The organism is Pseudoalteromonas ulvae UL12 (assembly GCF_014925405.1).
In the GTDB taxonomy this organism is placed as follows: domain Bacteria; phylum Pseudomonadota; class Gammaproteobacteria; order Enterobacterales; family Alteromonadaceae; genus Pseudoalteromonas; species Pseudoalteromonas ulvae.
The window spans coordinates 222,538-248,152 of sequence record NZ_AQHJ01000028.1; the positions used below are offsets into that span (position 1 = coordinate 222,538).

Sequence of the window (25,615 nt, forward strand, 5' to 3'; positions counted from 1 at the left end):
TAAACAGGTGTGTTTTTGTCTTTTCACCTTATATAATGCGCTCAGATTAACGAGGAACCTTTTTATGACCGAACATCAAAATGTAGATTTAAGCGAAATTGCCAAGTTTGAAGCTGTTGCACAACATTGGTGGGATCTCAATGGTGATTTTAAACCTTTGCACGATATCAACCCGCTTAGACTTGACTTTATCATGGACAAAACGAATGGTTTATTTGATTTAACAACGTTAGATGTCGGTTGTGGTGGTGGAATTTTAAGTGAAAGTATGGCAAGAATGGGCGCGAAGGTAACAGGCATCGATATGGGTTTAGAGCCATTAAATGTCGCCAAACTTCACGCTATCGAAGCCGGAGTAAAGCTCGATTATCAGCAAACGACGGCTGAAGAATTTGCCGCACAACACCCTGCTCGCTTTGATGTCGTCACCTGTATGGAAATGCTAGAACACGTTCCTGAGCCTGAATCTGTGATTGCTTCTGTAGCCAATTTGGTCAAACCTGGCGGCCATGTGTTTTTTTCTACTCTAAATAAAACCATAAAGTCTTACTTGTTTGCGATATTAGGTGCAGAGAAGATTTTAAAAATGGTGCCTGATGGAACTCACGATCACGATAAATTTATCAGACCTGCACAGCTTATTGCTTGGGCTGAAGCGTACGGCTTAAAAGTCAGAGCTAGCAATGGCCTCAGTTATAATCCATTATCTGGCCAATATATGCTGGGATCAGATGTAAGCGTCAATTATATCCTTCACTTCGAGAAGCTGTAATGGCCATTTCATCCATCTTATTCGATTTAGACGGTACCTTGCTAGATACTGCCGATGATTTAGGGGCTGCGCTGAATCACGTATTAGCAAAATACCAATTCAAGCCTTTGACAGCAGATGAATATAAACAGCACGCCTCTAACGGTAGTGTCGCTTTACTCAAAGCCGGCTTTGGTGAACATTGGGACACGTTACCTCAAGCCAATCTGAAAACTGAATTTCTTGATTATTACCAAAACAATATAGCGGTCTATACCCGTTATTACCCAAGTATTGAACGATTATTGCAAACGTTAAATGAACAAGGCATTCCATGGGGCATCGTCACAAATAAACCGACTTACCTCACCTTGCCTTTATTAACACACTTTGCGCTCCTTAAAGAATCTGTATCTGTGGTGTGTGGCGATACCCTTACGGTTGCTAAACCTTCAGCTGAACCCATTTTATTAGCTTGCGAACAAATAGGCATCATAGCGGATAAGTGTCTATACCTTGGTGATGCGCAACGTGATATCGAAGCGGGTCAAAATGCGGGTATGAAAACAGCCATAGCCTCTTGGGGATATATCCCAAAAAATCTCGATTTATCGACATGGAACGCTGATTTAGTATTCACCGATGCTCAACAACTAATCAACCATATATAGTGTTTTTTTGATATTTCCATCACTATATATAGTTTTTGAGGATGCAAAGTATTGATTCGAAAACATGGCACAGCATCAAAAATGATCAACTAAATAAAAAAAAATAAATATTTATAAATTAACGATCATTTGTTGATTTTTAATTATTTCTAATGAATCAAAAGGCAAAAGGTTAGTGTCAACTAACCTTTTAATTTTATCGCCAACTTATCCACAATCTTGCTGAGATCTGTCCCTTGCAAATAAAATCATACCACTCTATCTTGTGATCCTACATTGAGTTGCACCCATATATAGTGTTTAAAAGCTAAACAACTTTATGCGCTTAATAAGTACACAGGCCTACCGCCTAAAACTAAAACAATAAATTTCGCTAACACCCTAGGAAATGCAGGCATATATATGAACCAACAGCTATCTGTGAGCAAACGTGATGGAAGAAAGGAATCCCTCGATCTTGATAAAATCCATCGTGTCATTACATGGGCCGCAGAAGGACTTAATAACGTCTCGGTCTCACAAGTTGAATTAAAATCTCATATCCAGTTTTATGACGGTATCCGTACTGAAGACATTCATGAAACAATCATTAAAGCAGCTGCAGATCAAATTTCGAAAGAAACTCCTGATTATCAGTTTTTAGCCGCTCGTTTAGCCATTTTTCACCTTCGCAAGAAAGCCTATGGTCAATTTGAGCCTCCTAAGCTGTACTCTCATGTAGTTAAAATGGTTGAAGACAAACGGTATGATGCGCATTTGCTTGCTGATTATACTGAGTCAGAATTCGAAGAACTTGAAAACGTCTTAGATCATGATCGCGATTTAACCTTTAGTTATGCCGCTGTGAAGCAACTTGAAGGTAAATATTTAGTTCAAAACCGCGTGACGGGCGAAATATATGAAAGTGCACAGTTCTTATATATCTTAGTTGCGGCCAGTTTGTTTGCGAAGTATCCAAAATCAAATCGTTTGGATTATATCAAACGTTTTTATGATGCTGTTTCAACGTTCAAAATCTCATTACCAACACCAATTATGGCTGGCGTTCGTACACCGACACGTCAATTTAGCTCATGTGTATTAATTGAATGCGGTGATAGCTTAGATTCAATCAATGCAACGTCTTCTGCAATTGTAAAATACGTCAGTCAACGTGCTGGTATTGGTATCAATGCAGGTCGGATCCGTGCACTTGGTAGCCCTATACGTAATGGTGAAGCTTATCACACAGGCTGTATTCCTTTTTATAAGCATTTTCAAACAGCGGTCAAAAGTTGCTCACAAGGTGGCGTGCGAGGTGGTGCAGCCACCCTTTTCTACCCGCTTTGGCATCTAGAAGTTGAAAACCTTTTAGTGCTTAAAAACAACCGTGGTGTGGATGATAATCGTGTTCGCCACTTAGATTATGGTGTGCAGTTCAACAAATTGATGTACAGCCGTTTAATCAAAGACGAATATATTACTTTATTCAGCCCATCGGACGTACCAGGTCTTTATGATGCATTTTTTGAAGATCAAGCAGAGTTTGATCGTCTTTATGTTCAATACGAGCAAGATGAGAGCATTCGTAAAAAACGCATTAAAGCGATTGAATTGTTTTCTATGTTCGCTCAAGAACGTGCCAGCACGGGTCGTATATACCTTCAAAACGTTGATCACTGTAATACACATAGTCCGTTTGACTCAAAAGTCGCCCCTATTCGCCAATCAAATCTATGCCTTGAGATAGCTTTACCAACTAAGCCGCTTCAGCATGTCATGGATGAAGAAGGTGAAATCGCATTATGTACACTCTCTGCTTTTAATCTAGGCGCAATCGAAGACTTATCAGAACTCGAAGAGTTAGCGGAGTTAGCAGTACGTGCTTTAGATAACCTACTTGATTACCAAGATTACCCTGTGCCTGCAGCTAGAAATGCAACCATGAATCGCCGTACTTTAGGCATAGGTGTTATTAACTACGCGTATTATTTAGCGAAAAATGGTAAGAAATACTCAGATGGCAGCGCGAATGCGTTAACGCATCAAACCTTTGAAGCGATTCAGTATTATTTAATGAAAGCTTCGAATGAGTTAGCTAAAGAAAAAGGCGCGTGTCCTAAATTCCATGAGACGACTTACTCTCAAGGGATCATGCCAATTGATACATACAAAAAAGATCTCGATGCTGTGTGCGCTGAACCACTCAAGCTAGATTGGGATGGACTACGCGAAAGTATTCAAGCACATGGTATGCGTAATTCGACTTTATCTGCACTGATGCCTTCTGAGACATCATCACAGATTTCAAATGCTACTAATGGTATTGAACCGCCACGTGGTCATGTGAGTGTCAAAGCCAGTAAAGATGGGATCTTAAAACAAGTCGTACCTGAATATGACAGACTAAAAGATCAATATGAATTACTCTGGGACATACCTTCTAACGATGGCTACTTACAGTTAGTTGGGATCATGCAAAAATTTGTTGACCAAACAATTTCTGCGAACACTAACTATGATCCGGGTAAGTTTGAAGGTGGCAAGGTACCAATGAAATTGTTACTAAAAGACCTGCTCACCGCCTATAAGTATGGGGTTAAAACACTTTATTATCATAATACTCGTGATGGTGCGGCCGATGCGCAAAACGAGATCACACCAGATGCAGATGATGATTGTGCCGGTGGTGCGTGTAAAATTTAACTAATTTTCAGGGCAAGCTCTCTTGCCCTGTTTCTGTTTGTCTTTGAGAAAATTTATGTCTTATTCAACTTTCAGCCGTAATCATAACGATCAACTAAAAGAACCGATGTTTTTCGGTCAGTCAGTCAATGTGTCACGCTACGACCAGCAAAAACACCCTATTTTTGAAAAACTAATCGAAAAACAACTTTCCTTTTTCTGGCGTCCAGAAGAGGTCGATGTCAGTAAAGACCGACTTGATTTTCAAGGCTTACCAGAACATGAAAAGCACATATTTTTAAGTAACTTAAAATATCAGACTTTACTAGATAGTATCCAAGGGCGTTCGCCAAATATTGCCCTATTACCGATCGTTTCATTGCCAGAACTCGAAACATGGATTGAGACATGGTCATTTAGTGAAACTATCCACAGCCGATCTTACACACACATAATCCGCAATGTGACCAAACAACCTGAGCTTATCTTCGATGATATTGTTAATAATGACCGTATTATTGAACGCGCTGATGAAGTCACTCGCTACTATGATGATTTAATTGAGTTCACCTCAATTTATAATCTATACGGTGAAGGCAAACACACATTAAATGGTGAAACAGTTGTCATTAATTTATTTGAGTTAAAGAAAAAACTGTATCGTGCCATTATGTCAGTCAATATTCTTGAAGCGATCCGTTTTTACGTCAGTTTTGCGTGCTCGTTTGCATTTGCAGAGCGTGAATTAATGGAAGGAAATGCGAAGATTATTAAGCTGATTGCTCGTGATGAAGCACTACACCTTTCAGGCACGCAACATATACTCAATATCATGCAAGAAGGCAGTGATGACCCTGAAATGTCTATCATTGCAGCGCAATTACGTGAAGAATCAATTGAGATGTTTAAAACTGCCGCTGAACAAGAAAAAGAATGGGCTGAGTACCTGTTCAAAGACGGTTCAATGATAGGTTTAAATAAAGACATCTTGTGCCAATATGTTGAATACATCACGAACGTACGCATGTCGGCAATTGGTCTTCCTCAACAATACTCAATCACCAGCAATCCAATTCCTTGGATAAATTCATGGTTAGTATCAGACAATGTACAAGTTGCACCACAAGAAGCTGAAATTAGCTCTTATTTAGTTGGCCAAATTGATTCTCAAGTTGAGGCCTCTGATTTTGGTGACTTCGACTTGTAATGAAACAAGTTAAAATTAGTAATACCGATCAGACTCTAGAGTATGAGTCTGATCGATACACCCTGCTCGAATTCTTAGAAACACAAAAAATTCCTGTGCAATACCAATGTCGGGAAGGATATTGTGGTGCATGCCGTTGTAAATTAACGTGCGGTGAAGTCGAATATCAACAAGAGCCTCTGGCTTTTATCCGCAAAGGTGAAATCTTGTTGTGTTGTTCAAAACCACTCGATGATGTCGAGCTGACACTGCCATTTATTTAATAAACTATGTCGCAACCTTGGGGTAAAGACGTTTCGTAATAACCTAAATCATTGCTGATTGTGAGTTTATTATGTTCAATAATCACAGACCAATCGAGCCGTTTAGAAATCTCTATTTGTAACTGATTTAAAAACTTTATATCGATAGCGATAACTTTGATGGCTCGTTTACGTAAATAACTTTTCATATTATCAAGCCATTCAGACTCTTTAGGTGTAATCAGTACCACTTTTTTTGCTAATTGGCAGGCTTTATCTAACCTTTTTTGTGAAGGGAAACCCACCTCTATCCATAAAGTATAATCGCCAATCTCATCTTGCAATCCAAGATCGGGATGGATAGGTTGATCATTTGTTTTTGACCAAAACGCACTTTCAAGTGGAAGAAGACAATAACCGATTAACTTTAAGAGAAAATGTTCGATATCTTCTTTAGGTAATAATGAGATTGTCACATCTTTATGTTCATATCTATGGTGATTCATATCAGAGACATCTAAATGCGCTTTAAAAACGATTTGTTTATTAGCCATGATTATACCTCTCATCACTGACTCTTTTTACAGTATAGAACATGTAGCAATTATCGAGCCGTTTAAATCCAACCCTAGTTAAAATATGTTATACCATAACAATTGTTGCTTTCTATTTTTATGCGATGTTACAATATATCAACTGTCAAAAAATGAAGTAATCCAATGAAACATACCCTACTCTACGCCACAATTATCAGTGCTTTAGGTCTATCTCACGCGCAAGCTGCTCAAATCAACGGTCAAGTATTAAACGAAAATAAACAGCCGGTATCAGGTGCGAGCATTCATATTCATGGAAAAGACAAAGCTGTTTACAGTGATGAGAATGGTCACTTTACGCTTAATATTGATGCACAAGGGCAATTACATATCTCAAAAGATGATTATATTGACCAACGTATCGCTATAAATGAGACTCAAAACACGCTAGTCGTCGAATTATTAAAATCATCAATTGAAACGGTAACTGTCTATGCGTCTGGATTACACAAAACAAATATGGACATGGCCTCCCCTGTTACTGTTTTAAGTGGTGATACACTAAAAAACAGATCTCAAGCCACGCTAGGTGAAACATTAAAGGGTTTACCCGGTGTCAACTCAACGTATTTCGGCCCTGTTTCATCATCACCGATTATCCGTGGTTTAGATGGCCCGCGTGTAAAAGTATTACAAAATGGTTTGGATAGCAGCGATGCATCGCGCATTGGTGCCGATCATGCTACAACCAATGAATCACTCACCGCACAGCAGATAGAAGTCTTACGAGGTCCGGCCACACTGTTATATGGCTCAGGTGCGATAGGCGGTGTTGTCAATATTGTTGATCAACGGATCCCAACAGATCAACTTGATGAATTTCAGGGAGCTGGCGAAATTCGCTATGATACCGTCTCTGAAGGCAAAACGGCTACTATTAATCTTGCCACAGGCAAAAATGGTTTTAATGTAAATCTGAATGCCTTAAGACGCCAATCAGAAGACTATAAAATTCCTTCAATGCACGTAGACGAACATCATGACGACCATGAAGAAACGCAAGGCGGTGAACATGACTCACATGAAGAATCACACGAAATTGTTGATAAAATCGAAAATACATTCATCGATTCCACAATATTTGATTTTGGGGCAAGTTATGTTGCTGAGCATTTAACTGTCGGCGTCTCATACGGGAATATCAATACTGAATATGGTATCCCTGGCCATGAGCATGGACATGAAGAACATGCACACGAAGGTCATGAAGATGAAGAGCATGACGAAGGAGAAGAAGCAGAACACAATGTTTATGCATTATTAGAGCAAGATCGTTGGCAGGCCCTCGCGGTCTACACGCCACATAATGATATAGTAGAAAAAGTAGAAGCCAAACTCGGCTATACCCAGTACCAACATGCTGAGATCGAAGGCGGAATAATTGGCACTATATTCAAAAATGATACCAATGAAGCACGAATTTCGGTAGAGCATACATTGGGGCAATGGCACGGTGTGGCTGGTTACCATTTTTATCGTTCAGACTATGAGGCATTAGGAGATGAAGCGTTTAGCCCATCTTCAAAAACGTCACAAAATGCTTTATTTGTCTTACAAGAACGCAAAGTTGGTGACATAACGATTGAACTAGGCGCGCGTTACGAACAATTCAAACTCGACGCAACAGATATCGAATTAGAACATGGGCATGACACACACTCTGAACATGAAGAGCACGGTGAAGAAGAGCATCATGAAGAAAGTAGTTACAATGAGACATTCGATAATTTGAGCCTCTCTGCAGGGCTCGTTTGGAATTTCGCTCCGGGATATTCGAGCTCATTTAATGTCACACATTCTGAGCGTGCTCCATCTTCTGCTGAGTTATTATCTAACGGTCTTCATATCTCAACCGGCACGTATGACTTGGGTCTTGGGTATGAAATTGAAGATGGCGAAATCCATTTCGAACCTGAAGATATCAAGCAAGAAACCGCCAACAACTTTGATTTAACTTTCAGAAAATTCTCTGGCGACTTTGGCTTTACTGTTAATTTATATTACAACCAAGTCGACAACTTTTATTTTCAACAAGCCACAGAATATGCTTTTGATAGCCATGACCATGAACTCGTTCATATTAGTGAAGCCGATGAAGATGCCGCTGCTGTTTATCAATACGCAAGCCAAGATGCGACTTTATATGGGTTAGAATATGATTTGCATTATGCAATTTCACCAGATGTTGTCCTAAAAGTATTTGGTGATCACAGCCAAGTGCAGTTTGATGATGATAGTTACTTACCGCGATTACCAGCCAATAAACTCGGCAGCGCTGTTAATTGGAATATTCAAGATATCAAGCTTACAGCGAGCGTCACACATTACTTTGAGCAAGATAAAATTGCTTTTAACGAATCAGTGACAGACTCTTATAGCTTAATTGATTTAGGCGCAGACTATCAATTCAACATCAATAAAGTTGATGCTAATTTATACGTAAACATTAATAACCTGACTGATGAATTAGCTTTCTCTCACAGTTCATTTATTAAAGACATTGCGCCGTTACCAGGGCGTAATATCGCCTTAGGGATCAGAGCCTATTTCTAAGCCTGATTTTAGTTATAAAAAAAGCCGCGAAAGCGGCTTTTTTTTGCGTTTAGTTATTAGATGATTTCTAGTAACTCAACATCAAACACGAGTGTTGAATAAGGTGCGATTGATGCACCAGCACCACGCTCGCCATAAGCAAGGTCGTGAGGTACATATAAACGCCATTTTGAACCAACAGCCATCATTTGTAATGCTTCAGTCCAACCTTTGATTACGCCACCGACAGGGAATTCAGCAGGCTGACCACGATCGTAAGAACTATCAAAAACAGTACCGTTGATTAACGTTCCGTGATAATGCGTACGAACAGTCGACTCAGCAGTTGGCTTTTCACCTTCACCAGTTGTAATCACTTCATACTGTAAACCAGATGCTGTAACCGTTACTTCTGGACGAAGTGCATTCTCAGCTAGGAAAGACTCGCCCTCTGCCGCTAAAACTTTTGCTTCTTCTTCGCGGCGTGCTTGAATTTGAGTATTAATTTCTTCAAAAGCAGCTTGAATAGCTGGGATTTCTACTTGGAAATCAGCACCTGTAAAGGCATCTTTCATACCTTCAAATACCGAGTTTAGGTTTAAACCTTCAAAAGGGTTACCTTTTAATTGCTCACCCATTTGTAAACCAATACCGTAGCTTGCTTTTTCAGCATTATTTGTAAATTTTTCTGACATAATTTCCACTGATTTATCGTGTAGTTAAAAAACGTAATCTTATCATAAATTCTCATCGGATTTTGCTTTGTTTAGCTCTAAAGTCATTAAAAACCTAACCACTTCAAAAACAATTGGCAGTGCAATGATGGTAAAGACAAAAAAGGGGCGATCTAATAAAGCAAAAAAATCAAAGCCAACCTCACTTTGAACCCATGTAAACACACCACTGGCAACGAGTGTTGTAAACCAAACACACATCCGAGGGTGACGTGTCTCATGTTTGAGAATGAGGTGACTGAATAGCGCCATATAAAGGCATATAAAACCTGAGGCTTGAAAATGCATAAAATCTAGCGTTAACGCCTCTGGGTACGCATCAAAAATCAGGCGGGTTACTACACCATAACCAGTGAAATACAACGCACTGGCAGCCAACCATTTGAGTAATTTAAGTGGATAGCCGTTCATAAACTTAACTCTCCTAAACGAAAAAAACCGCCATATAGGCGGTTTTGGGAATGAGGTGGCGGAGAGATAGGGATTTGAACCCTAGATAGGCTACAAACCTATGCCGGTTTTCAAGACCGGTGCATTCGACCACTCTGCCATCTCTCCGTTATGGGGCGCATAATAATCAGTTACGCCTTATCTGTAAAGTAAAAATTTGATTAAAACCAGTAATTAATAATATTGAGGAGGTGTTCGCGCAAAAATCGCACTAATCAAACAAATAATCAAACCACTAACGATGAAAAAACCGAGCTGGATACCTAATTGTAAATCGCCAAACAATCCATCATTAACACTATTAATGAATAACAAAGGAGAGACGCTTAACGAAAAAACAGTGAAACACACTTTAAATGCACGATTAAAACTAAAACGTTTACTCGCGGCCATTCTCCAAGTCAGCAAGATGATGATCGTACTTATCGCGATAAGGCTCACTTGTGTACTTTTAGAGTAAATAGCCAAGCCTGCTGTGAAGCTAGCACCAAACACACCCCAAATAGCCCATAGCAACCAATTTTCTTTTTCACGATAAAAAAGATTATTCATCTTGTTAGCCTCTTTTTTTATTTTTATTACCCCACCATAACAAAAAATGTACAATTTAAAAACTGACAAATCATATTTTTTGTACTAGCACTTATTTTGCATCTTTCTTAGTACTGATTAAACCTCTCGTGAGCCGAGATGCTAGAGTGCAACGACACTTAAAATAACAGCGCCAAGCTAACACAGGAAATAATTACAGCTAAAAGAAGATTCAATAACACCCCCTCTTTGACCATGTCAGCAATTTTTAGTTCACCGCTTGCAAAAACAATCGAGTTAGGCGCTGTCGCTACAGGCAAACAAAATGCACACGAACAACTAATCACCACAGGGATCATTAATAATTCAATCGGTAAATTAAGTGCTAACGCGGCTGAGGCAATAATTGGCATCAGTAAGGTCGCAGTGGCTGTATTTGATGTTATTTCTGTTAAAAATGAGACACATAATGTCATACCTAACAACATGAAAAAGACAGGTAATGCCCCTAGCAAACTCAAGTAATCACCTATAAGTTGACTTAGACCGCTGCTAACAAACGCACTGGCAATACATATTCCGCCAGCAAATAACAACAACATCCCCCAAGGGATCGTTTTTGCATGCTGCCATTGTAGTAACTTACTGCCTTTGCCATTGGAAGTGATAGCCATCAACATGACACCAAATAAAGCAACGGTTGAGTCGCCAACCTGTGGTAAGTCTAATGCATTTGACCACCCTCCAAACGGCTCTTTACGAAACACCCATAACAACGCGACAATTGTAAAAATAACGAGCACCCGTATTTCGGCTTTTTGCCACGAGCCACTTTCTGGTAAACAGATCTCGCTTGATAATTTAATCCCTCTCGTTAACCAAAGTGCGCATAAAGGTATCGAAATAATTACAATCGGAACGGCTACTTTCATCCATGAAACAAAACCATACTCTTTGCCTGTGAACTGCTCATAAACAGATGCAAAAATGACATTCGGAGGTGTGCCAATGATAGTTCCCACTCCACCTATCGATGCCGAGTAAGCTAAACCAAGTAAAAGTGCAATTTTAAATCGTGTATTGTCAGTGGTGACGCAAATAGCAAGCACGACAGGTAACAGCGCTACAACAGTTGCAGTGTTCGATATCCACATAGACAACAACGCAGCCGTGACCATAATGGAAAAGACAATCCTCTGCGCACTTTGTCCGCCAATGAGTTTAATTATATTAAATGCAAGTCTCTTATGTACTTGTGACTGCTCAATGGCAATGGCCAACATAAAAGCACCCATAAGTAGAATTATGACATGGTTACCCAGCGCACTAGCCGCTGTTTTATGGGTTATCACCCCTGCAAGTGGAAAAAGAACAAATGGAAGTAATGACGTTAATGGGATCTCAATGGCTTCGGTGATCCACCAATAACCAGTTAACGCTGTAATCGCAAGCGTGAAAACAATGGGTTGTTCAAGCCCAGCCAAAGAGGCCCATAAACCGATCACTAACGAGAATAAAAGCCCATAACAGATGTGAGACTTTACATAGTGCATTGGTCATTCAACCTTGCAATAATCGATTGGCTTTGTTTCCACAGGGTATCTGTCTTGAGCTCACTCATCGTAAAGTGTGTTGAGGCAAGATAACTCAAAGCATTGTCACCATGATGTTGATAGTCACAAATAGGCAAACTATCGAGGACTTGATACAAACCATCGGGTTCATTACACAGTAATGCGATATCACACCCAGCATCGAGAGCGAGCTTAGTTCGTGTGAGATAATCACCCATCTGAACAGCGCCTTGCATACCAAGATCATCAGAAAAAACCAAGCCGTTAAACTGTAGTTGCTGCCTTAAGACTGATTGTAACCAGTAAGTAGAAAAACAAGCTGGTTTATCATCACACTGTGAATAAATAACATGCGCTGGCATCACACCATCACAAAGATTTTGAGCCATTAACTGCGAAAACACGCTTAGGTCGTGTGAAAAAATGAGCGCTTTGTCTCGCTCATCAATCGGCATAGCGATATGAGAATCAGGCCCCACTGATCCGTGACCTGGAAAATGTTTCACTACATTTTTCATCCCACAGCGTCTCATTCCTGAAATAAATTGCGCTGCATAAACAGCTGCTTTATCAGGCTCTGAGGAAAAAGCGCGGTTTGTAATGACTTCAGAAATACCATTGATATCCAGAACAGGCGCAAAACTAAAATCAATGCCATGGGCGCGTAATTCTGCACTTAAAGTAAACCCTAGAGGTAAAAGGATCTCTTGTGTGCTTTTTCCTTGGGCAATTCCAGCATCTGCCATCGATGGAATCGCCGAAAATCCATGCCTGAATCGTTGCACGCGCCCACCTTCGTGATCAACACTGATCAGCAATGTTGGCGAAATAGCTTTGATTTGCTGTGTCAGTGCAATTAATTGTTCGTTATCTTCATAATTACGCGAAAATAAAATCACTCCAGCAACTAACGGATGTTGTAGTACTTCGACTTCGTGCTGCTCTAATGAAAGGCCATTAATACCAGTTAAAATAGGACCCATGATCGCCTCAAAAATGTGTGAAGAATTGCTCAGGTGTCAAGCGACGTATTTTTTTATGCTGAATTTCGGGTGTGCCTAAATACAGGAAACCAACCAGTTCATCTTCGTTTGTTAACCCCAACTCTTCTTTCACTATAGGACATTGTGCATAGTGACCAGTTCGCCAAACACCGCCCAACCCTTGTGCAAAAGCTGCTTGTTGCATGGCAAAAACCGCACAACCTGCAGATTGTACTTGTTCGATGCGGGGGACTTTATTATTTTGAGTATGTTTAGCGATGCAAATAATCACAAGTGGGGCTCTAAGAGCGAGTGATTTCGCACGTTCTATGTTTCTTTCATCTAAATTTGATGCAATTGCTGAGCGGTAAAATAATTCACCAAGACGATCACGTCCTTCGCCTTCAACCAGTATAAATTGCCATGGAGTAAGGGCGCCATGATCAGGCGCTAATAGCGCGGCTTGTTGAATAATAGAAAGCTGTTCGGGAGACGGTCCAGGCTGCGTTAATCTGGCATCTGATTGGCGGTGTAGCAATAATTCGAGAGCATGCATAATTTGTTATTCATAAAATTTTTCTTAAGAATAACAAATTATGATCCGAAATACAGTGTTAGGCTTTGATGAGTAAGCGCTTTATATAATAATCAGCGCTGGTCCAGCGTCCGCCGCCCGTAAAAAATAAACTTAGCAGCATCACAAAGTACATCGCTGAAAATTCGATACCATTATTGAGGATAACTGGCTGCCCATTTTGGTATAAATAGTCAGTGTTACCATACTCTTCGGTTATCTCTTTGATTTTAGAAAGACGTTTTTGAGTTTCGATACTATTTTCTAAGCTTTCAGCTGCACCTGGGATGGTGAGCCAATCATACACTTTAGCAGCACTGGTACTCGGATTCAGAGGTGTAATAGAAAACCAGCCATGATTCCAATGCACTGTCGTGGCAGCAACAACCATCGTAATCATCAGAGGAATAGTCACTAAACGAGTCATCAAACCAATTAACAACAACCATCCACCTAAAAACTCACTCCATCCAGCCATAAATGCTAATAAATCAGGAAAAGGTAAACCTAAGCCCCACTCTGTATTACCAAACCAATTAATCACATTGGGATCAGCTAATAATGCTTGACTAAGAGAGTGCCAGTCCCCACTCAAACCAAGTTTGCTATAACCCGCAATAATCAGTACAGGTGCAAGTATTAAACGCAATAACAGCGGGGCGATGCCATCCAACTGTTTGGCGTGAGTGATTAAAGTTGAATAATACAACTGAGCAGTTCGAAACATATAAAGGGCCTTTGAGGTCTAATTAATTCACATTAATAGACCTCAGCATAGAAGAAAATATTTCAATTTACCGTTAAATAGATCGCGCCACCATTAATGCTTCGTAAATCGCACGTTTTGCATCAATGGCTGATGCGAGTTTTGCACCACCAATAACATGGCAGGTTGCCTGATCTTTGAGCGATTGATACAGTTCATCATTAGACACTTGACCAATACATGCAATCACAGTGTCCACGTCTAAGAATCGCTGCTGTCCATTTTGTTCAATTTCTAATCCTTTCGCAGAATAACTAACATAGTTCGCATCAGCAATTTGTTCGACATTCTGCTGCTTGGCAACAGCACGATGGATCCAGCCGGTTGTTTTACCTAGGTCTGAACCAAAGCGCCCTGCACTGCGTTTTAGCATATAAATTTTTTCTAATGCTTGATGTGCATGAACCTGACCTTCAATTCCCCACTGAGATTTAAATTGAGCAATTGATTTGTTTTTTTGTTCAGTTAGAAATGCCACCATATCAAAGCCAATTCCACCTGCGCCTAAAATAGCCACTTTTTGGCCAATCTCCACTTCTCCACGGATGACTTCATCATACGCAACGATCTGTTTGTCGTCGCTACATGGAATTGTGGCTAGTCGTGGGCGGACACCTGTGGCAAATACTACATCTTGATAATCACTTAACATCGACTCCTGATAAGGAGTGTTTAAAGTGACTGTTACATTCAGTTTCGATAATTCCGATTTAAAATAACCAAGTGTATAGTTAAAATCTTCTTTGCCAGGTACTCGCATCGCGAGTTTGAACTGCCCACCCATCTCACTGGCTTGATCAATTAGTGTAACTTTATGGCCTTTTTCTGCTAAATAACAAGCACAGGCCATCCCTGCTGGTCCAGCACCGACCACAAGCACTTCTTTTGCGACAGACGTTTTTTCTAATGAATACTCTAATTCAAATCCTGCGCGAGGATTAACTAAACATGTCGCACGTTTTCCTTTAAAGACATTATCTAAACATCCCTGATTACACGCGATACAGATATTAATATTGTCACTTTGTTTATTTGCATATTTATTAAAAAAAGCCGGATCTGCAAGTAAGGGCCTGGCCATTGAAATTAAATCTGCTTTTTGCTCATTGAGTATTTGATTGGCAAGCTCTGGGGTATTAATTCGATTAACTGCAATCACGGGCACAGTGATGGATTCTTTTAAAAATTTTGACGCATCCTGAAAAGCACCTTGTGGCACCATGCTCGCAATAGTCGGGACTCGTGCTTCGTGCCAACCGATTCCGGTATTAAATATATCGACTCCAGCGGCTTGTAATGCTTGCGCTTGTTCCTTCACTTCTTCAAGTGTTGAGCCATCATCAACTAAATCTTGCACTGATAAACGAAAAACGATGATGAACTCGTCTGAGACTTGAGCTCTGACCGCTTTGACAGTTTCAACAGCAAAGCGCATTCTATTTTCATTGCTACCACCGTATTCATCAGTTCGTTTGTTAGTCCTAGGAGCCATAAATTCATTGATCAGGTAACCTTCAGAGCCCATGATTTCGACCCCATCATAACCCGCTTTTTGTGCTAATCTAGCCGATTTAGCAAAGCCATTGATCGTACTTTTAATGGCGCTGGCTGACATCGCTTTAGGTTTATACGGATTGATAGGTGCTTTTACTGCACTTGGAGCCTGATTAAATGGATGGTAAGCGTACCGTCCTGCATGCAGTAACTGTAAACAAATTTTCCCACCCGCTTGATGAACAGTATCAGTCACAGAACGATGTTTTATGACATCTAACCAACTATTAAATGTCGATGAGAAAGGTGTTAATTTACCTCTGAGTGTCGGGCTATAACCGCCAGTAATGATGAGGCCAACGCCGCCTTCAGCGCGTTCTTTATAAAACGCATTGAGTTTTTTTCGGTTACCCCATCCTTCTTCAAGCCCCGTATGCATTGAGCCCATGACTAAACGGTTTTTTAATTGGTTATTTTTTAGTTTTAATTGTTGTTCTAACACAATATGCCTTATTTATACTGGTCGTACCTGTAGCCAACATTAGCTTTTTTTAACCTGAAGTACAAGATAAACACTTCGTAACTATTTAGATTTAAGTTTAAGAATAAAATCGGTTACTATAAAGTTATAGATATATAGTTGTATCAAATCTACTTTAAGGACATGATTTTGATTAAAAAATTCTTCTTACTTATTTGGAATACATTAAACTTCTCACGACGTTTGATTCTAAACCTACTGTTTTTGGTGATTATAGTCAGCATCATTGTTGGCATTAATTCTGACGAAGGCAAAGTTAATATTGCGCAAGGATCAGCACTTGTCTTAAATTTATCGGGACAAATAGTTGAACAGGAAACATATATCGATCCTCTAGAAGCGGCATTAAACGATTCAATGGGTCAAAATGATCAACCCCCTGAAGTGCTATTAGATGATGTCATTAACGTCATTAATGATGCGGCTCATAACCCTAAAATATCGGTTTTAGTGCTTTCTTTACAGAATATGCAAAATGCACATCTCAATAAACTAAAAGAAATCAGTCTCGCACTTGAAAACTTTAAAGCTCAAGATAAAAAAATTATCGCCACTGGTGATGCTTACAGCCAAGCACAATATTATCTAGCCTCATTTGCAGATGAAATCTCAATGCATCCTTACGGTTGGGTCGGTGTTGAAGGTTATGCGATGTACCCTCTTTATTTCAAAGAAGCATTGGAAAAGCTGTCAGTGTCACAACATATTTTTCGTGTCGGCACCTTTAAGTCAGCGGTTGAACCTTTTATTCGTAACGATATGTCTGATGCTGCCAAAACAGCGAACCAAGAGTGGTTAGGTGCTTTATGGCAACAATATAAAACTGATGTGGCTAAGCAGCGTGGTTTTGAATTGTCGAATTTCGACGAATCAATGGCTCAGTTTTTAGACAAATTTGCAAAAGCAAATGGCGACTCAGGAGAATTTGCTCTAGCTAATGGTTGGGTTGATTCACTCAAAACAAAAGAAGAAATCCGCCAAGACTTAATCGCTCTGGTTGGCCTCAATGAAGAAGGTAAGTCATTTAAACAAGTCTCTTTTCAAGATTATTTGTCAACTATCAAAATGCCTTTCCCATTTGAAAACCCAATTACTGAAAAAGTGGCCGTTGTTGTTGCCAAAGGAAACATTGTTGATGGTAAGCGCAAAGCAGGTGAAATCGGTGGAGATTCAACTGCAGCCTTACTACGTAAAGCACGCTTAGATGAAAAAGTGAAAGCCGTTGTATTACGCATTGATTCAGGTGGCGGTAGTATGTTTGCCTCTGAGGTGATCCGTGCAGAAGTGTTAGCACTTAAAGACGCAGGTAAGCCAGTTATCGCATCGATGAGCTCTGTTGCAGCTTCTGGTGGTTATTGGATAGCATCAGCAGCAAATGAAATTTGGGCTGCACCCAGTACAATTACGGGTTCTATCGGGATCTTTGGCACTATCATGACCTTTGAAGACTCAATGGCGCGCTTAGGGGTGTATTCTGACGGTGTTTCAACCACTGAAATGGCGGGGTTCTCTCCTCTTCGCGAACTAAACCCACAATTGGGCAATATGATTCAAATGAGCATTGAACGTGGTTACAACCGCTTTTTAACGATCGTCGGTGAAGCACGAGGTCTGAGCATTGAAGAAGTCGATAAAATAGCTCAAGGTCGTGTCTGGATTGCTACACAAGCAAAAGAACTAGGATTAATTGATAATCTAGGGACTAAAAATGATGCAATTGAAGCCGCAGCTAAATTAGCCAGTCTTGAGTTTTATGACGTGATCACTGTTGAGCAAACTCTCACCCCGCAAGAGCAGTTTATGAAACAGTTACTTTCAAATGCTCATGTTAAAACGATGCTGGGTCACTCTGATACAGATTTTGAATTTAATACCGGCTTGCAATCAAATTTGAGATCGGTGATGTTGCGTTTGCAACAAGAAGTTAAATCCTTTGAGCAATATAACGACCCTAATGGCGTTTACGCTCGCTGCTTGGTCTGTAATTTAGCGCAATAACCCTCTATACTAGCCCAGTTATTAAACTGGGCTAGTACTATGAAAAAGAAACGAATTTATATCGCCTATACTGGCGGTACGATAGGAATGAAAAAGTCAGCACAAGGCTATATTCCCGCTGAAGGCTACCTCACTCAAACCGTGCAAAACAGTGCAGAGTTTAATCGTGATGAAATGCCATATTTTGACATTCACGAATACAGTCCATTGATTGATTCTTCCGACATGTCCCCTGCTCACTGGCAACTTATCGCTGACGACATTAAAACCAAGTACCAAGACTATGATGGCTTTGTGGTGTTGCATGGTACAGATACCATGGCCTACACAGCTTCAGCACTGTCTTTCATGTTCGAAAACTTAACTAAACCCGTGATCGTTACAGGCTCTCAAATTCCCTTGTCTCAACTGCGTTCTGATGGGCAAGTTAATTTATTAAACGCGATGTTTTTAGCCGCAAATTACCCTATCGCTGAAGTGAGCCTCTTTTTTAACAATCAACTGTTTCGTGGTAATCGTGCAACAAAAGTCCATTCCGACGGCTTTAATGCATTCGGATCTCCCAATTTTGATCCCCTAGCCCTGTCTGGTATCAATATTGAACTGATCAATGGTAGTTTGAGCCCTTTTATTGAGAGTGAATTAGAAGTCAGCGAAATCACACCTCAGCCTATCAGTGTGCTTTATTTATATCCTGGCATCAATACTGAAATCGTTCGCAGTATGTTGAATGATCCAGTTAAAGCCCTGATTATCATGAGTTTTGGTGTAGGAAACGCACCCCAAACACCCAGTTTATTGGCTGAATTAGAAGCGGCATCAAAACGTGGCGTAGTGATTATTAATTTAACCCAGTGCTTAAAAGGCAGTGTCAATATGGGTGGATATGCCACCGGAAACGCACTCTTAAACGTGGGCGTAATTTCAGGATATGATATGACGCTGGAAGCTTGTTTAACAAAGCTGCATTATTTATTTAGTAAGCAGCTTGAAGTAGAAACAATCCGGCATTTAATGCAAGATAATTTACGTGGTGAACTTGAACGCTAAAAACGAGTTCATTTTTAATGAAAAAGGCCATGATAATCATGGCCTTTTTTTATTAGCGAACTTTCGCGTCTATCTCGGCTAAATCGGTCAAATGGCATAGCTCACCTGCGTGAGTAACTAAACCATGTTCACCAAAATAGTCACGCTGAGCTTGCACTAAATGCCCATTACTCGGTGTCGATAGCGTTGCATAGTACGTTTGGCTTGCAGCTAAAACAGGAAATGCTAAACCGGTCGATAACGCAATAGCAGACACATTACGAAGTGCTTTCACTTCAGAATCTAGGCCATCTATAAACTCATTCCCTTGTGCAACTTGATCTAAATAATCTGCACGAATAATACAGCCTGCACGCCATGTTTGTAGCGTTTTAGATAAATCCACCTTCCACTGATGTGTACGTGAGGCGCCTTTAATTAAGGCCAAGCCTTGGCGATAACATAACAGACTCGCAAAATGAAATGCTTGTTTGAGTTCATCTAAATCTAAGTTCGCGACATCTGTTTGACGTGGTTTATAAGTCATTTCTTTTGCTGCGTGCGTAGAATAAGTATTGGTTAAATGTCGCGCTTGAACCGCAGCCACTAACGATGGTACCGCGATACCAAGCTCTAATGCATTTTGCGCTGTCCATAGACCGGTTCCTTTAGCGCCGACTTTATTATCTATCAAATCGACCAGAGGTTCATTATTACTAGTTTGCAGCTTAAGGATATGGCTAGAAATCGACAATAGGTAGCTGTTCAAGGACGTCTCTGACCATGAATCAAAAATCGCTGCGATTTCTTGCGGAGTTTTACCTGCGCCAAGACGTAATAAATGGTAAGTTTCAGCAATAAGTTGCATCAGTGCGTATTCGATACCGTTATGCACCATTTTCACAAAATGGCCACTGGCTGACTGGCCAACACGAGCAAAACAAGACTCACCTCTAAAATTAGCGGCTACCTTTTCTAATGCAGGTTCTACACGCTCCCAACCCCCTTCTGAGCCACTGGCCATCATTGCCGGGCCGTGACGTGCGCCTTCTGCACCACCAGAAATACCCATAGTAGCGAACTCAAATTTATTCTGATATTTGAGTTTACGAGCAATCCCATCTTTGTAGTTACTATTACCGCAGTCAACAATCAAATCAGCTGATTCAACACCCGCTTCAATGAGCTCTTCACACACACGGTCAACCAACTCACCAGCTGGTACTAATAATAGAATCGAGCGAGGGGTATCTAAGCGTTTAGTCATATCGGCTAAATCAGATACAATATGAAGTCTTTCTGATAGGCCTTCAGATTTAGCAATACTGAGCAGATCTTCACCCGCGTCTGGGTTTTTATCATAAGCAACTAAGGTTATCCCTTTTTCGATTAAATTGAGTGCTAGGTTTTTACCCATCACACCTAAACCAACTAAAGCGACCTGCATGTAAACTCCTCATCGACACAGTTGTAAAACCAAACAGAGTTTGGCTAGAAAATATAAATACGCATACTCTAAAGGCGCGCATTATAGGTCATTATACCTAGCTTTCAATGGACTGTTTAAAAATAAAATAAAATTCTAATCTATTAGTGACATTTGTCCGTGACTTTTGTTTAAAAATTGATTAAAGGAAATTTTGTATCTACAAGCTACCTCTCACTACTCGAATGACAATTTAGTGACATTTGATTATCCGATTGACCGAAGCTGACACCGGTGTCATAATCAAATTATAAATTTTAGATAAGTATTCATTTTTCAAACATTAAATCGAAAACTGAATCAATTTCATATTTTGCAACGTATCAACTGGAGAACATGATGCCAAGACGTACCAAAATCGTCGCTACACTCGGACCTGCAACAGATAGAGACAATAACTTAGAAAAAATTATCGAAGCTGGTGTCAATGTCGTTCGTTTAAACTTCTCTCATGGTGTTGCCCAAGATCATAAAGACCGTGCGCAAGCGGTTCGTGATATCGCTCAAAAACTTAAAAAGCACGTTGCTATCCTTGCCGACTTACAAGGTCCAAAAATCCGCGTATCAACTTTCAAAGAAGGCAAAGTCGTTTTAGAAGTTGGCGCTACATTTGTGCTTGACGCTGAAATGGCAAAAGGCGAAGGTGATGTAAATGCTGTTGGTATTGATTACAAAGAGCTCCCACAAGATGTCGCTAGCGGCGATTTATTACTCCTCAATGATGGCCTAATTCAACTCACTGTTGAACGTGTTGAAGGACAACGTGTTATTTGTAGTGTCACCATTGGCGGTGTGTTATCGAACAACAAAGGTATTAACCGTTTAGGTGGTGGTCTTACTGCACCAGCTTTTACTGCTAAAGATGAAGAGGATTTAATTACAGCCTCTGAAATTGGTGTCGACTATATTGCTGTATCTTTCCCGCGCAGTGGCGATGACATGCGCCATGTCCGCGCACTTGCTGTTAAAGCAGGCAGCAATGCACAGTTATTAGCTAAAATTGAGCGTGCTGAAGCCGTTTCTTCTGTTGAAGCAATTGATGACATTGTATTAGCGTCAGATGCGGTGATGGTTGCTCGTGGTGATTTAGGTGTTGAAATTGGTGATGCTGAACTAGTGGGTAAACAAAAGCTGATTATTAGTCGTGCCCGTTCATTAAACCGTGTGGTAATTACAGCCACACAAATGATGGAATCAATGATTGATAATCCTATGCCAACCCGTGCAGAAGTCATGGACGTTGCTAATGCAGTCATCGATGGGACGGATGCCGTGATGCTTTCAGCCGAAACAGCTGCTGGTGATTACCCGCTTGAAACTGTGATGGCGATGGCACGAGTGTGTGTCGGTGCAGAATCACAACCAGAAACCCACATTTCTAAGCATCGTTTAGATAGCATGTTTGCTGACACTTCTGAGACATTAGCGTTATCTGCCATGTATGCTGCCAATCACCTAAGCAGCGTCAAAGCAATTGTTGCGTTGACTGAATCAGGTAACACAGCAAAACTAATGTCGCGCATCAGCTCTGGGTTACCTATTTACTCATTATCTCGCCATGCGTCGACTCTTGGCCAAACTGCATTATATCGTGGTGTTTACCCAGTGTTTTTCGATTCAACACATTGCCACGATGACACTGTCACACAAGCACTTAACACTTTAAAAGATCAAGGTGCATTAAGTGTTGGTGATCAAGTCATTCTGACACATGGTGACTCGATGGAAACAGTTGGTGCAACCAATACGTTAAAAATTGTCACTGTAAAATAACAGCGACAATTAAAATAAAAAAGCGAGCTTAGCTCGCTTTTTTATTGTCTTTTTCTTATTATTTCAATTCTTTATAGTACGGAAAAAGACATTATGAGCATAAAACGTATCGGCTTACTTACTTCTGGTGGCGATGCACCGGGTATGAATGCGGCTATCCGTGCGATTACTCTCAAATGTATTAATGCTGGTTGGGACGTGATCGGAATTGAAGCAGGTTATAATGGTCTCTTTTCATTATCATCACGCCCCCTCACCCACCAAGATGTTGATAATATAATTCAGCGTGGTGGCACAATTTTAAAAACAGCGCGATGCCAAACCTTGAAAGAGGATAATGGACCCGAGCTGGCTGCACAGCAACTCGACAAATTGGCCATCGATGCGCTTATCGTCATTGGCGGTGATGGCAGCTTTCGTGGCGCAACACAGATTAATAAATTCTGGCCTAAACCCATTATTGGGATCCCCGGCACTATCGACAATGATATAAACGGCACAGATCAAACCATCGGATTTTGGACCGCGATTGAGACAGCGTTAAGTTGTATTGATAAAATTCGCGATACCGCTGATGCATTTGAACGTATTTTTGTTGTTGAAGTCATGGGCAGAGATTGCGGCTTTATTGCCATGGAGTCAGGGATTGCATGTGCCGCTGAGCAAATTATTTGTAAAGAAATTATCGAAAATGAGTCTGATTTCTTATCTAAACTGTATTCGTCTATTCAACACGCTGTCACATGGCAGCAAACACAAAGTTATGTGATTGTTGTTGCTGAAAATGCGCTATCCATCAGTGCACAAACGCTCGCACAAAACATTCAATCCAACACTGGCGTCGATACAAAAAGTGCAATCTTAGGTTATGTACAACGTGGTGGCGCACCCGTCGCGATGGACAGAGTATTAGCCACACAGTTAGGGATTGCAGCTGTGGATGCATTAGTGCAAGGCAAATCAGGCGTGATGATAGGAACGTTGAATAACACGCTCGTTGAAATACCTTTAGCAGATACGGGCTTGAAAAATACAGCAAATCAAGCCCTTATTAAGCGGTTAAAACAATTTAACTTTGACTTAACCGACTAACTCGCCAATGCCGATTTTACTTTGTCACGGTAACTTCGGCTGACTTTTAATTCTTGCCCATTCTCAAGTACTAATTGGTATTCCCCACTTACTTGAGTGACGAGTTTAGTGATCTGTTTAGTATTGACGATCGCACTGCGGTGTACGCGAACAAACAAATTTGGGTCAAGCTCTTGTTCAAGCTCTTTCATTGTTTTACGTAAAATATGAGTTTTACCATCAGAGCAATGTAAGCACATATAATCGCCTGCGGCGTCAACCCATTGGATGGTTGCTGCAGGGACACGAATAATTTCGCCTTGCTCTTTTACTGCGATTGATTCTGGATAGCGTTTATCGTCAAGCTTTGCGCCTGTGGCAAGTTTCTTTAAAATATCTTCACAGTCATTGCCTGTGATCCCTGCTACAAAACTGGCTAACTTTCTTTTATGAACCTGGTCTTGCTGTGTTTTTATGTGAGAGTGCACTTTGTCTACCGCCTGTTTTAATCGATTTTCATCAACGGGTTTAAGAATATAGTCCAGAGCATGAACATCGAAGGCCTTCACGGCATATTGATCAAACGCAGTAACAAACACGATAGCAGGGAGAATCATGTCAAAGTTAAGCAACGTTTTAACCACTTCAAAACCATTCATACCTGGCATTTGAATATCTAAAAAAATAAGGTCCACTTTTTGGCTTTTACAGACGTCAATCGCCTCGTTACCATTTTTACATAATGCGATTACGTCTAATTCAGGGTAATCCGTTAATCGAACGGCTAGCCCTTTGCGAGCTAGTGGCTCGTCATCAACGATAATCGTTTTTATGTTAGTCATGCTTTTTTGCCCTTTCATAAGGAACACGAATGTTAATTTTTAGCCCTTGCGGCTCATTATCAGCGAGCACAAAAGAATAATTGTTATCATAGAGCGTTTTAAGTCTATCTTTGGTGTTTGCTAAACCCACACCTGATAATTTTGCCAGCTCACCTGAGATAATATCAGTCCCTGGGCCATTGTCACTGACTTCGAGCAATAGTTCATTTGCAAAAACTTGTGCGCTAATTTGTATTTGCCCGCCTGTCTCAAGTGAGGCTATTGCATATTTAATTGAATTTTCAATCAAGGGCTGCAAGATCAAACTCGGTACCAACGCCCTATTTGCTTGTACACTGATGTCGACATCAACCGATAGTCTGTCTTCAAATCGCACTTTCTCTATCTCAAGATACAGCATTAGTGCATGAATTTCTTGTTCTAATGGTACTTTTTTGATCGGATCAGTATTGAGTGTATAACGCAGGAAGTCACTTAAACGCGAAACCATTTGATTGGCATTTTTGTTTTCTTCAACCAAAATTAATGTTGAAATTGCATTGAGGGTATTAAATAAAAAATGAGGGTTTAATTGATACCGCAGCATTTTTAGTTGCGCCTCATGGGCCATAGTGTTGGCTTTTAGCGCTTTTTGTTTTTCACTTTGCAGCAATTGATAGTACTTAACACCAAAGTACAAACCACTCCAACATAACACGATATAGACCGAGTCTAAACCTTGTTGAAAGTAATAAAACCATTCTGTTGGGCGATAACCATGACGATAAATCTCCCATAAGTTAAACTTTTGTACAACTGACCAAAGCGTACCGACTACGTACGATGCACTAAACACCACACCTAATAAAACGACGGGCTTTGCATTCCAAATTCGACGATAAAGGTAGCGCAATGGGATCGTCATCAAACAACCTGCATACGCATTCAAAATGATGACAAAGATATAGATATCACGCATTTCAAATACTTTAGAACCGATATAATTTAATAACGCATAACCTAACCAGCCTGCGACCTGTAAGACCCAGAAAAATTTATGTCGGTTTTCTACCAGTTGTTGCCAATTCAAAATATAAGACGATCTTGTTGAATGTTTTAAGCATTAT

At 40.4% G+C, this 25,615-nt stretch carries 22 protein-coding genes and 1 tRNA gene; 10 read left to right on the top strand and 13 right to left on the bottom strand.

What is annotated here, in order from left to right; translation table 11 throughout:
- Nucleotides 1-64: 64 nt before the first annotated feature.
- The 5 genes from ubiG to yfaE all read left to right on the top strand — a co-directional run bounded on the left by ubiG (nt 65) and on the right by yfaE (nt 5,556).
- Nucleotides 65-772: a bifunctional 2-polyprenyl-6-hydroxyphenol methylase/3-demethylubiquinol 3-O-methyltransferase UbiG gene (gene ubiG / locus PULV_RS11315; protein ID WP_193331753.1), complete on the top strand. Its 708-nt coding sequence runs from the start codon at nt 65-67 to the stop codon at nt 770-772.
- Entirely contained in the window at nt 772-1,422 is a 651-nt protein-coding gene (locus PULV_RS11320) for an HAD family hydrolase (protein ID WP_086745072.1), read from the top strand. The genes ubiG and PULV_RS11320 overlap by 1 nt, the downstream gene beginning before the upstream one ends.
- 402 nt (nt 1,423-1,824) lie before the next feature.
- Nucleotides 1,825-4,107 carry a class 1a ribonucleoside-diphosphate reductase subunit alpha gene (gene nrdA / locus PULV_RS11325; protein ID WP_086745073.1) on the top strand — a complete coding sequence of 761 codons (2,283 nt, stop codon included), beginning with the start codon at nt 1,825-1,827 and terminating at the stop codon, nt 4,105-4,107.
- A gap of 55 nt (nt 4,108-4,162) precedes the next feature.
- Nucleotides 4,163-5,293, top strand: coding sequence for a class Ia ribonucleoside-diphosphate reductase subunit beta (gene nrdB, locus PULV_RS11330; protein ID WP_086745074.1), 1,131 nt, complete (start codon nt 4,163-4,165; stop codon nt 5,291-5,293).
- Nucleotides 5,293-5,556, top strand: a complete 264-nt coding sequence (gene yfaE, locus PULV_RS11335) for a class I ribonucleotide reductase maintenance protein YfaE (protein ID WP_193331754.1) — start codon at nt 5,293-5,295, stop codon at nt 5,554-5,556. The genes nrdB and yfaE overlap by 1 nt, the downstream gene beginning before the upstream one ends.
- Here the strand turns inward: yfaE and PULV_RS11340 are convergent.
- Nucleotides 5,553-6,089: a YaeQ family protein gene (locus PULV_RS11340; RefSeq protein ID WP_193331755.1), complete on the bottom strand. Its 537-nt coding sequence runs from the start codon at nt 6,087-6,089 to the stop codon at nt 5,553-5,555. The genes yfaE and PULV_RS11340 overlap by 4 nt on opposite strands.
- Nucleotides 6,090-6,254: 165 nt before the next feature.
- Between PULV_RS11340 and PULV_RS11345 the strand changes: the two genes are divergently transcribed.
- On the top strand, nt 6,255-8,684 hold the full coding sequence (locus PULV_RS11345) for a TonB-dependent receptor (RefSeq protein WP_193331756.1): 2,430 nt from the start codon (nt 6,255-6,257) through the stop codon (nt 8,682-8,684).
- Nucleotides 8,685-8,740: 56 nt separating this feature from the next.
- Here the strand turns inward: PULV_RS11345 and PULV_RS11350 are convergent, their stop codons facing one another.
- From PULV_RS11350 to PULV_RS11390, 9 genes are all read right to left on the bottom strand, one after another.
- Nucleotides 8,741-9,358: an FKBP-type peptidyl-prolyl cis-trans isomerase gene (locus tag PULV_RS11350; protein WP_086745078.1), complete on the bottom strand. Its 618-nt coding sequence runs from the start codon at nt 9,356-9,358 to the stop codon at nt 8,741-8,743.
- Between the two features lie 42 nt (nt 9,359-9,400).
- Nucleotides 9,401-9,808, bottom strand: a complete 408-nt coding sequence (locus PULV_RS11355; protein ID WP_193331757.1) for a hypothetical protein — start codon at nt 9,806-9,808, stop codon at nt 9,401-9,403.
- 56 nt (nt 9,809-9,864) lie between these two features.
- Nucleotides 9,865-9,955: transfer RNA gene (locus tag PULV_RS11360), tRNA-Ser, on the bottom strand.
- 66 nt (nt 9,956-10,021) lie between these two features.
- Nucleotides 10,022-10,399: a hypothetical protein gene (locus PULV_RS11365; protein WP_086745080.1), complete on the bottom strand. Its 378-nt coding sequence runs from the start codon at nt 10,397-10,399 to the stop codon at nt 10,022-10,024.
- A 158-nt stretch (nt 10,400-10,557) separates the two neighbouring features.
- Complete coding sequence (locus tag PULV_RS11370; RefSeq protein ID WP_193331758.1) at nt 10,558-11,931, bottom strand: SLC13 family permease; 1,374 nt, start codon at nt 11,929-11,931, stop codon at nt 10,558-10,560.
- The gene (gene nagZ, locus PULV_RS11375; RefSeq protein ID WP_193331759.1) at nt 11,919-12,935 is read right to left on the bottom strand and encodes a beta-N-acetylhexosaminidase; all 1,017 of its coding nucleotides are present in this window, start codon (nt 12,933-12,935) and stop codon (nt 11,919-11,921) included. The genes PULV_RS11370 and nagZ overlap by 13 nt, the downstream gene beginning before the upstream one ends.
- Nucleotides 12,936-12,942: 7 nt before the next feature.
- Complete coding sequence (locus PULV_RS11380) at nt 12,943-13,491, bottom strand: NAD(P)H nitroreductase (protein ID WP_193331760.1); 549 nt, start codon at nt 13,489-13,491, stop codon at nt 12,943-12,945.
- 58 nt (nt 13,492-13,549) lie between these two features.
- A complete protein-coding gene (locus tag PULV_RS11385; protein WP_193331761.1) occupies nt 13,550-14,236 on the bottom strand; it encodes an HvfX family Cu-binding RiPP maturation protein in 687 nt (228 codons plus the stop codon).
- A gap of 73 nt (nt 14,237-14,309) precedes the next feature.
- Entirely contained in the window at nt 14,310-16,271 is a 1,962-nt protein-coding gene (locus PULV_RS11390) for an FAD-dependent oxidoreductase (RefSeq protein ID WP_086745085.1), read from the bottom strand.
- A 168-nt stretch (nt 16,272-16,439) separates the two neighbouring features.
- Between PULV_RS11390 and sppA the strand changes: the two genes are divergently transcribed.
- A complete protein-coding gene (gene sppA / locus PULV_RS11395; RefSeq protein WP_086745278.1) occupies nt 16,440-18,308 on the top strand; it encodes a signal peptide peptidase SppA in 1,869 nt (622 codons plus the stop codon).
- Nucleotides 18,309-18,347: 39 nt separating this feature from the next.
- Nucleotides 18,348-19,358: an asparaginase gene (gene ansA / locus PULV_RS11400; protein ID WP_086745086.1), complete on the top strand. Its 1,011-nt coding sequence runs from the start codon at nt 18,348-18,350 to the stop codon at nt 19,356-19,358.
- A 52-nt stretch (nt 19,359-19,410) separates the two neighbouring features.
- Here the strand turns inward: ansA and gndA are convergent, their stop codons facing one another.
- Nucleotides 19,411-20,784: an NADP-dependent phosphogluconate dehydrogenase gene (gene gndA / locus PULV_RS11405; protein WP_086745087.1), complete on the bottom strand. Its 1,374-nt coding sequence runs from the start codon at nt 20,782-20,784 to the stop codon at nt 19,411-19,413.
- Nucleotides 20,785-21,162: 378 nt separating this feature from the next.
- Between gndA and pyk the strand changes: the two genes are divergently transcribed.
- Nucleotides 21,163-22,596 carry a pyruvate kinase gene (gene pyk / locus PULV_RS11410; protein ID WP_086745088.1) on the top strand — a complete coding sequence of 478 codons (1,434 nt, stop codon included), beginning with the start codon at nt 21,163-21,165 and terminating at the stop codon, nt 22,594-22,596.
- Nucleotides 22,597-22,689: 93 nt separating this feature from the next.
- Entirely contained in the window at nt 22,690-23,688 is a 999-nt protein-coding gene (locus PULV_RS11415) for an ATP-dependent 6-phosphofructokinase (RefSeq protein WP_193331762.1), read from the top strand.
- Here PULV_RS11415 and PULV_RS11420 read toward each other — a convergent pair.
- Together PULV_RS11420 and PULV_RS11425 are read right to left on the bottom strand one after the other, a co-directional pair.
- Complete coding sequence (locus PULV_RS11420; protein WP_086745090.1) at nt 23,685-24,509, bottom strand: LytR/AlgR family response regulator transcription factor; 825 nt, start codon at nt 24,507-24,509, stop codon at nt 23,685-23,687. The two genes, PULV_RS11415 and PULV_RS11420, sit on opposite strands and share 4 nt — an antisense overlap.
- Nucleotides 24,502-25,578 carry a sensor histidine kinase gene (locus PULV_RS11425; RefSeq protein WP_193331763.1) on the bottom strand — a complete coding sequence of 359 codons (1,077 nt, stop codon included), beginning with the start codon at nt 25,576-25,578 and terminating at the stop codon, nt 24,502-24,504. Before PULV_RS11425 ends, PULV_RS11420 begins: the two co-directional genes overlap by 8 nt.
- Nucleotides 25,579-25,615: the final 37 nt, after the last annotated feature.

Excerpts from the sequence above, each read along its gene's own strand:
- pyk (WP_086745088.1), top strand. The coding sequence starts at position 21,163 with ATGCCAAGACGTACCAAAATCGTCGCTACACTCGGACCTGCAACAGAT.
- ansA (WP_086745086.1), top strand. The coding sequence starts at position 18,348 with ATGAAAAAGAAACGAATTTATATCGCCTATACTGGCGGTACGATAGGA.
- PULV_RS11340 (WP_193331755.1), bottom strand. The coding sequence starts at position 6,089 with ATGGCTAATAAACAAATCGTTTTTAAAGCGCATTTAGATGTCTCTGAT.
- nagZ (WP_193331759.1), bottom strand. The coding sequence starts at position 12,935 with ATGGGTCCTATTTTAACTGGTATTAATGGCCTTTCATTAGAGCAGCAC.
- PULV_RS11385 (WP_193331761.1), bottom strand. The coding sequence starts at position 14,236 with ATGTTTCGAACTGCTCAGTTGTATTATTCAACTTTAATCACTCACGCC.
- PULV_RS11345 (WP_193331756.1), top strand. The coding sequence starts at position 6,255 with ATGAAACATACCCTACTCTACGCCACAATTATCAGTGCTTTAGGTCTA.
- yfaE (WP_193331754.1), top strand. The coding sequence starts at position 5,293 with ATGAAACAAGTTAAAATTAGTAATACCGATCAGACTCTAGAGTATGAG.
- nrdA (WP_086745073.1), top strand. The coding sequence starts at position 1,825 with ATGAACCAACAGCTATCTGTGAGCAAACGTGATGGAAGAAAGGAATCC.
- PULV_RS11355 (WP_193331757.1), bottom strand. The coding sequence starts at position 9,808 with ATGAACGGCTATCCACTTAAATTACTCAAATGGTTGGCTGCCAGTGCG.
- PULV_RS11370 (WP_193331758.1), bottom strand. The coding sequence starts at position 11,931 with ATGCACTATGTAAAGTCTCACATCTGTTATGGGCTTTTATTCTCGTTA.
- PULV_RS11320 (WP_086745072.1), top strand. The coding sequence starts at position 772 with ATGGCCATTTCATCCATCTTATTCGATTTAGACGGTACCTTGCTAGAT.
- nrdB (WP_086745074.1), top strand. The coding sequence starts at position 4,163 with ATGTCTTATTCAACTTTCAGCCGTAATCATAACGATCAACTAAAAGAA.
- ubiG (WP_193331753.1), top strand. The coding sequence starts at position 65 with ATGACCGAACATCAAAATGTAGATTTAAGCGAAATTGCCAAGTTTGAA.
- PULV_RS11350 (WP_086745078.1), bottom strand. The coding sequence starts at position 9,358 with ATGTCAGAAAAATTTACAAATAATGCTGAAAAAGCAAGCTACGGTATT.
- PULV_RS11380 (WP_193331760.1), bottom strand. The coding sequence starts at position 13,491 with ATGCATGCTCTCGAATTATTGCTACACCGCCAATCAGATGCCAGATTA.
- PULV_RS11365 (WP_086745080.1), bottom strand. The coding sequence starts at position 10,399 with ATGAATAATCTTTTTTATCGTGAAAAAGAAAATTGGTTGCTATGGGCT.
- PULV_RS11420 (WP_086745090.1), bottom strand. The coding sequence starts at position 24,509 with ATGACTAACATAAAAACGATTATCGTTGATGACGAGCCACTAGCTCGC.
- PULV_RS11415 (WP_193331762.1), top strand. The coding sequence starts at position 22,690 with ATGAGCATAAAACGTATCGGCTTACTTACTTCTGGTGGCGATGCACCG.
- gndA (WP_086745087.1), bottom strand. The coding sequence starts at position 20,784 with ATGCAGGTCGCTTTAGTTGGTTTAGGTGTGATGGGTAAAAACCTAGCA.